Origin of the sequence: Alcaligenes endophyticus (assembly GCF_026344035.1) — a bacterium.
GTDB classification, from domain to species: Bacteria; Pseudomonadota; Gammaproteobacteria; order Burkholderiales; family Burkholderiaceae_B; genus Alcaligenes; species Alcaligenes endophyticus.
Genome location: NZ_JAPKND010000006.1, coordinates 208,443 through 214,738 on the forward strand (window position 1 = coordinate 208,443; position 6,296 = coordinate 214,738).

The 6,296-nt window shown below is 49.8% G+C and carries 10 protein-coding genes; 1 reads left to right on the forward strand and 9 read right to left on the reverse strand.

The genetic code is table 11. The annotated features are described in order from the left end of the window. Positions 1-8 precede the first annotated feature (8 nt). The 3 genes from OSH01_RS12205 to OSH01_RS12215 form a co-directional block, all read right to left on the reverse strand. Entirely contained in the window at positions 9-1,730 is a 1,722-nt protein-coding gene (locus tag OSH01_RS12205) for a terminase large subunit (RefSeq protein WP_266124391.1), read from the reverse strand. 1 nt (position 1,731) lies between these two features. Continuing rightward, positions 1,732-2,211, reverse strand: a complete 480-nt coding sequence (locus OSH01_RS12210; RefSeq protein WP_266124392.1) for a phage terminase small subunit P27 family — start codon at positions 2,209-2,211, stop codon at positions 1,732-1,734. A gap of 84 nt (positions 2,212-2,295) precedes the next feature. Next, on the reverse strand, positions 2,296-2,667 hold the full coding sequence (locus tag OSH01_RS12215; RefSeq protein WP_266124393.1) for an HNH endonuclease: 372 nt from the start codon (positions 2,665-2,667) through the stop codon (positions 2,296-2,298). 154 nt (positions 2,668-2,821) lie between these two features. Between OSH01_RS12215 and OSH01_RS12220 the strand changes: the two genes are divergently transcribed. Next, positions 2,822-3,073: a hypothetical protein gene (locus OSH01_RS12220; RefSeq protein WP_266124394.1), complete on the forward strand. Its 252-nt coding sequence runs from the start codon at positions 2,822-2,824 to the stop codon at positions 3,071-3,073. 123 nt (positions 3,074-3,196) lie between these two features. On the opposite strand, the gene OSH01_RS12225 is transcribed toward OSH01_RS12220, so the two are convergent. From OSH01_RS12225 to OSH01_RS12250, 6 genes are all read right to left on the reverse strand, one after another. After that, positions 3,197-3,580 carry a hypothetical protein gene (locus OSH01_RS12225; RefSeq protein ID WP_266124395.1) on the reverse strand — a complete coding sequence of 128 codons (384 nt, stop codon included), beginning with the start codon at positions 3,578-3,580 and terminating at the stop codon, positions 3,197-3,199. A gap of 12 nt (positions 3,581-3,592) precedes the next feature. Further along, positions 3,593-3,937: a DUF1064 domain-containing protein gene (locus OSH01_RS12230; RefSeq protein ID WP_266124396.1), complete on the reverse strand. Its 345-nt coding sequence runs from the start codon at positions 3,935-3,937 to the stop codon at positions 3,593-3,595. A 169-nt stretch (positions 3,938-4,106) separates the two neighbouring features. Next, positions 4,107-4,832: an ATP-binding protein gene (locus OSH01_RS12235; RefSeq protein WP_266124397.1), complete on the reverse strand. Its 726-nt coding sequence runs from the start codon at positions 4,830-4,832 to the stop codon at positions 4,107-4,109. Next, entirely contained in the window at positions 4,816-5,565 is a 750-nt protein-coding gene (locus tag OSH01_RS12240) for a helix-turn-helix domain-containing protein (RefSeq protein ID WP_266124398.1), read from the reverse strand. Before OSH01_RS12240 ends, OSH01_RS12235 begins: the two co-directional genes overlap by 17 nt. After that, entirely contained in the window at positions 5,562-6,101 is a 540-nt protein-coding gene (locus tag OSH01_RS12245; protein WP_266124399.1) for a hypothetical protein, read from the reverse strand. The genes OSH01_RS12240 and OSH01_RS12245 overlap by 4 nt, the downstream gene beginning before the upstream one ends. Beyond that, positions 6,088-6,222, reverse strand: a complete 135-nt coding sequence (locus OSH01_RS12250; protein WP_266124400.1) for a hypothetical protein — start codon at positions 6,220-6,222, stop codon at positions 6,088-6,090. The genes OSH01_RS12245 and OSH01_RS12250 overlap by 14 nt, the downstream gene beginning before the upstream one ends. Positions 6,223-6,296 lie beyond the last annotated feature (74 nt).

Sequence of the window (6,296 nt, forward strand, 5' to 3'; positions counted from 1 at the left end):
CTGACGACTCAAATCCCTACTCCTTGTTCATAAACACTGGCTTCTGCTTTAGCGATAGGCAGCATGACGCGACCAATAGCCATAATGAGCGCTACGGCCCCGTCAATTTTGTTATCAGTGTGTTGCTTGATAGGACGCACAATATCGTCGCTACCAGGTAAGTGACGCCCCACTACATTTGAAATACACCAGCTCATAATGGGGTTGCCATCATGGTGAAAACGTCCAGACAGAATAGCCGCCTCAAGCTCTTTCATTGGGTCGGACATATTCGTGAAATTCTGGACAATGGTAATTGGGCTTAGCCCTTCATCATCCAATTGGTGCGACAGGTTAGCAGCACCGTGTGGATCTAAAGGTGTTGCTATGACCGGCGACTTAGCATTGATTTCTAATGCCTCTGCCAGAATGTCGCGATAATCGATCTCCGCACCATGAGTCTGTATCAAGTGGCCAGAAGCCACCCAGCTTTGGTAACGATCTGCCATGCGCCTATTATCACTACTAGTGACCGTGTCCTCTGGCACCCAAAAGGTAGGCGAAACACAGTAATAGTGAATCTTCCCATCGATAACCTCATGAAATAAAGGCACCATTGCGGTAAGATCAATTTTAGAGGCTAAGTCCGCCCCTATCACGCAATCCCAACCAGCGAAACGCTCTAAGGTCAGGCCTCGATCAATACATGGATCAGCCACATACTTCGCCATGTTAAAGTAACCGCTCTTAGCGGCCGTCCACACATTTAAGTGCTTATTCTTAAAGGTGGTAGAAAAACGCGCCCGACGTATAGCCTGCTGTTGCTGAGAAATTAGGTAGTCTTCATTAACTGATATACCCATATTCGGATTGGCTTTCGCCAACACACTAGGGTCAGTCCAATCGTCGCCCTCATCAATTGTCCAAATCCAGCCAAATAACTCATCATTTGGAACAATGCCCTCAAGCATTTCAATGACCTCTTGCCGCTTGTCGTAGCAAGGGCCTGAAATATTCGCTCCAGCTGTAGTAATAATGAACATTAGCGCTTGCTCTCGGGCCCCCATGCCGGTTTGCATAGTGACATATAGATCATCAGCTATGTGCTCATGGTACTCATCAACTATTGCGCATGATGGAGAGGCACCGTCTCCAGGATTACCGATCACCGGCTCGAATCTACTGCCGTCCGCCGGCCTATTCATGTTCCCCGCATTAACCTCTATACCTAAAAGCAACTTAAGCTCTGGAGTCCGCTCAACCATCTGCTTAGCAGGCCTGAACACCTCCCATGCCTGCTTCTCTGTAGTTGCACCGCTATAGACTTCTGCGCCAAATTCATCGTCAGCACAAAACATACCCAAAGCAACGCCAGCAGCGATTACACTCTTGCCGTTTTTGCGTGGTACTTCCCAATAAGACTCTCTAAACCTACGTAACCCATCTTTTTTTCTTAGCCAGCCGAAGGTGCAAGCAATCCCAAACAGTTGCCACGGCTCTAAAGTGATTTTCTTCCTTTCTCTTGCCCACTTGCCTTTTGTGTGCGGCATGTACTCTATAAGTTTGATTTTTTTCTCGGCCTTAGCCGGATCAAACTTATATAAGAAGGCTCGTTTTTTGCTGTTTGCCAAATCATCCAAGTGACGCTGGCAAGCTAGTTTTATATAACGGCAACATGCAATCTTGCCGCGCACAGCATCTCGAGCGAACTGCGTAGCTACAGCCACTCGTGGAAACTTCGCTTTTGACATGTCACATGTTTAAAATGCCGGCCAGCACAGCAGCAGGATCCTCTCCCTTGGGACCTAATAGTCTCTGACGACTTGATGGGTCGAGGCCAAGCAAAGATCCAAAAGTAGCCATTTGCCTTGTAGCCTCGTTAATAATAGTCGCCGCTGGATTTTTAACTATCCCGCCCTGCGCCCCCGTGACAGTGATACCGTTCTCAGCTATGTCCTCCTCAGCTTTTCTAAACCTACCGTAAGCAGTGCAATAGAGTTCAAGATTCTGGATATCTGTCCCCTGCAAAACTTGTTGAGCACAAAGCAAGGGGGCCAAGTGCTCCCATAAATCTCGCCCCGCCCCCTCTAACCAAACAGGAGGCTCAATATCAATAATGCCACCGAACTCAGGGGCAGATTTATTCAATGCGCGCTTGCCTGGATTGCCTGCTGCGACCTTACGCTCAGTAGGTTTTGGTCGGCGACCTGATCGACCCGGAACACCTGCCATAAACCCCTCTCACTAAATTTCATTTTTCGCGGGGATAAAAATTTCCCTAGACGGGCGGTCATGCCCATGAAAGGTATTTTGTTTCTATACCCCCCCTACCCTGCGCCGGTTTGATTCCTTGCGCGTTTTTTTCTTATGACACTCATTACAAATTGTTTGCAAGTTCTCTAAGCTATCCGTCCCACCCTCCGCTTTAGGGATAATGTGATCAACCTCATTGCCGTACGTCACCAGCCCTTGCGCCGCACAGGGCCTACACTGATGATAGTCACGCCCAAGAATTATCTTGCGCTTGCGACGCCAAGCAGCCCCGTACCCCCGCTCAGACGAACTCCCACGCTCAGGGGCTCGCCAGCCTGAAGCAAGACCTATGTGGTCATCACAATACCCACCTTGATTCCTATGTGGTCGCCGACAAGTTTTAACCCGACAGGGGGTTTGAATTCTCTTTGTCATACTTTATAAATACAGCTCTTCAACATTCATTACCATAAAAGCCAAGAACTAAAAAGTCTTACAATAAAACAAGCATGTTAGTTTTTAATTGCTACTTAACCAGAATAACGAAGATATAAAACCCTTTAACCCTCTATATTTCAAAGGCAAAGAAATGCAAGAAATGAAAACAACTATTTATTTCAAGGTGAAGAACCAACCAGAGCAAACACTCACCATTGATGGAGTTTTGAGTGCCAATAGCTCAAACGCATTGCGAGCAGTCCTAGATAGCCTGAAAATACCACTCATAATCAAAGCAAAACCATATGGCTCTGGCCAAACAAGCCATACTGAAGATCTTCTTCGTGAAGAATTGCAAAGAAATAATGTCGAAATCATTCGTGCAATTGCAACTCCAAAGTGAATTAATTAACAAAAAAGCCCTCTGCAATTAAATACAGGGGGCTTTTGACTTTGAATTTTTTGTTTTAACTACTTCTCAATCAGTGGGCTGAGCAACAACCAGCCTACGTGAAAAACTATAGTTTCATCCGGACACTTGCGCAAGGTGTCCGGACACTTTAGTTTGAAAATAGATCGACCGCTGGTGACTTAAGAACTGATGAGCAAAATCAAGTAAGCCATAATACGCCGTTCTACCGAGCCTCAGTGCCGCCATCTTAGTCTTAGCAGGCCCAATACGAATGTAATGCGCCGCTAGCACTGCACGCGCCTCAGGGTGCAGCATCCCGATCAATCGATCTAACTGTCTGACATCATCACCGGATAGAGGTGTATCAGCCTCCGAGCGCCGCTCACCGTCCACTCGCTCTCTGAATGCGCTTGAGGATGGATAGCCTAGCCCCGTTCTATTCTCCCCGCGCTTCCAGCGTCCCCACTCCCCTAACAGTATTTCAACTTCTGTCTTCATGCTTCCCCCAATTTAAAACCGCTCAACATCCCAACCACCACCCTGCTTTTTCGCTTTTACCTTGACCGCCAAGAACTGGAATGGGTAAGCATCAGCAGCCACCTTTATCTTTACTCGCGCATCATCGGTCCAAAACCCCTTCACTTCATGCGCCTCGATGCTCCCATCGCTTAACATCACAATAAAGTCAGGCGTATAGAACGTGTTATCGGCCAAGCGGAACTTGATACCCTCAAACCGATACCACGCTATTTCTCCTGCATGCTTTAGCGTATCGAGATAGCTAGCGTACTTGGCCTCAGTCTGATTCATTTGCCCCACCTTCAGGCGCCCTAAAGCTTGTACCTGTTTCCTCATGCATCAACCCCTAACGCTGCTTGAGCCATCCTAATTACTGTGGGGCTGGGCCTCTCCTTTCGTGCCAGTATGTTTCTAGCCCAATCCCTGCCGTCATGCTTCTTTTCTTTACTCACTTGCTGACCCATTTTGCTTAACTCCTCCCCTACTGCGAGCTTCTGGCCCCAACTCATATACGCCCCCTATAGCTTTCCCAGTCGAACGTAACGGCCTTGCCGCCCCCCTCCCGTAACCGATCCATGACGCGCTGCCCTAGGTACTCCTCCATCTTGGCCACACCTAGATTGCTGAGCAGAATCGTCGGCTTGAGGTTTTCATAGCGTCCGTTCATGATTTCAAAAAGAATCAGCTTCTCAGCCTCGCTACCGAACTGCAGCCCCACCTCGTCAAGGATGAGCAAGTCAGGCTCAACCAGCCTACGGATAGCCTGCGCTTCTGTGATTTGGCTGTCCCTGCTGTAGCATTCCTTAACGCTGCGAATGGCTGACAACACGCTTGAGAACAGCGCCTCATACCCTTGCTCGATAACGGCATGAGCAATGCCCACTGCTAGATGCGTCTTGCCAGTACCCACACTGCCGAGAAACAGCATGCTTCGCCCTTGGGCTAACACATCGGAAAAGCCCTCTGAGTATTCCACCGCTATTGCCAGCGCACGCTTTGAGCCTTGGCACTCAGCCTGAAACGTACCAAGACGACGGCTAGAAAATCGAGGCGGTATCGCAGCACGACCCAAGATGCTTTGCGTCTTGGCCTCAGCTGCGCGGGCCCTAGCCTCGGTCTGGAGTCTTAGCATCTCGCGCTCAACAGGGTCACTGCCCTCAACGCTGCCTGCAATCGCAACCTGCCTGCCCATTTGTTCCAACCGGCTCATGGCGCTAGAAACTGCCATCATCGCTAATGCCCTCCTGGTAGTTTTGTTGATTAAAGCCTGTGTGCTTGCCGCCCCCCGATGGTTTTGCATGAGACGGCCTATCTTGCTCCCTGCCCAGCCAGTTCACGATGAATGCATTGATTCCACGCTTGGTCTTGCGCTTGGTCGGATTCGCATTGAGCCAGACCTTCATTTTTTTAAGCTCGCCGGCAACATCCACTTTCGGGAACGCATCAGCCCATGCAAGCACATCGCACTCAAGCACTGGATGCTCTGTCCGATCAGCTAGGGTTAGGTGCTCGACCGGAGGACTATCCGGCGTGGAGTTTTTTTCAAGCTCCGCGCAATCATCTTTACGGTTCATAGGTTCCTTGACGGTTCCTTTACGGTTCTGGGTGCAGCTGCTGCGGGGGTGGGGTGCAGCTGGTGCGGGGGTGGGTGCATTTGCTGCGGGGGTTTTGTCTTTATCTGCGCCCCGCATTTGCTGCGGGGGTGCATATGCTGCGGGGGTTACGGTATACACAGTCGAGCGTCCATAGCGCTGCTGAGAAACCAATATCCCTGCTTCAATTAACCACTTAATCGCATTCTGCACAGCACGCTCAGATAAGCATGTACGCATAGCGATATTGGTTACTGATGGCCAGCACACACCCTGATCATTTGCGTTATCAGCCAGTGACACCAGCACAGCCTTTTGCGCAGGACTCATCCCTTGCAAAGGCCAGCATTCGGACATAATTACTGTGCTCACGCCTCCGCCCTCCTTAAATACGCCCCAACAAAGCGGATTAAATCGTCTTCGGCCTCTTGGGGCCATTGACCTAACTTTTTCAGCTCGTCGCGGGTTTTTTGCAGCCAAATTAGCTGTTGAGCCACTGCTGTGGGTTTGTCATAGATCCCGCCTTGATCAAGAAGAGCGTGGCAACCCCGTCGCATGAACCCATCTGGGCACAGCGCCATCACAAGCGCATCGGAGACCTTCAGCCCCAAGCCTTTACCAAACTCAACGCCATTTAGGTGTGCGGCTTGCGATTTATATGGCCCACCGCTACCGCTTGATTTGCCGCAGTTAACACACGCTAACGCCGCAACATTTTTGCAATGCTGCTCAGAGCGAAAGACGCTAGGCTCTTTCCGGTTATGTTGTAGGTGAGTACCAACAAGACGGGCCACGGCCTGCCCGAGTCCGATCTTTTTCTTTTCGCGCTTACCTGGTAGGAAAGCCTTTCTAGTCAGCGTTGTACGATTTACCAGCGGAGTGCGGCGTTTTAGTTCAGTTCTTTTCATCTAACGCCCCCAGTGCGATCCACAACAACACGCCAAGGCACCCAATACCAACAATGACGCTAGCTAATGGGGTGACTGGCATACCTGAAAAAATATCCATAACAATCTCGGCTAGGGTCATGACGCTATCCCTTGCAAAGATGAGGGCAACGTGCGCTCTAGGCCTTTATGACTGCAGTAGCGAGCAAACAAGAC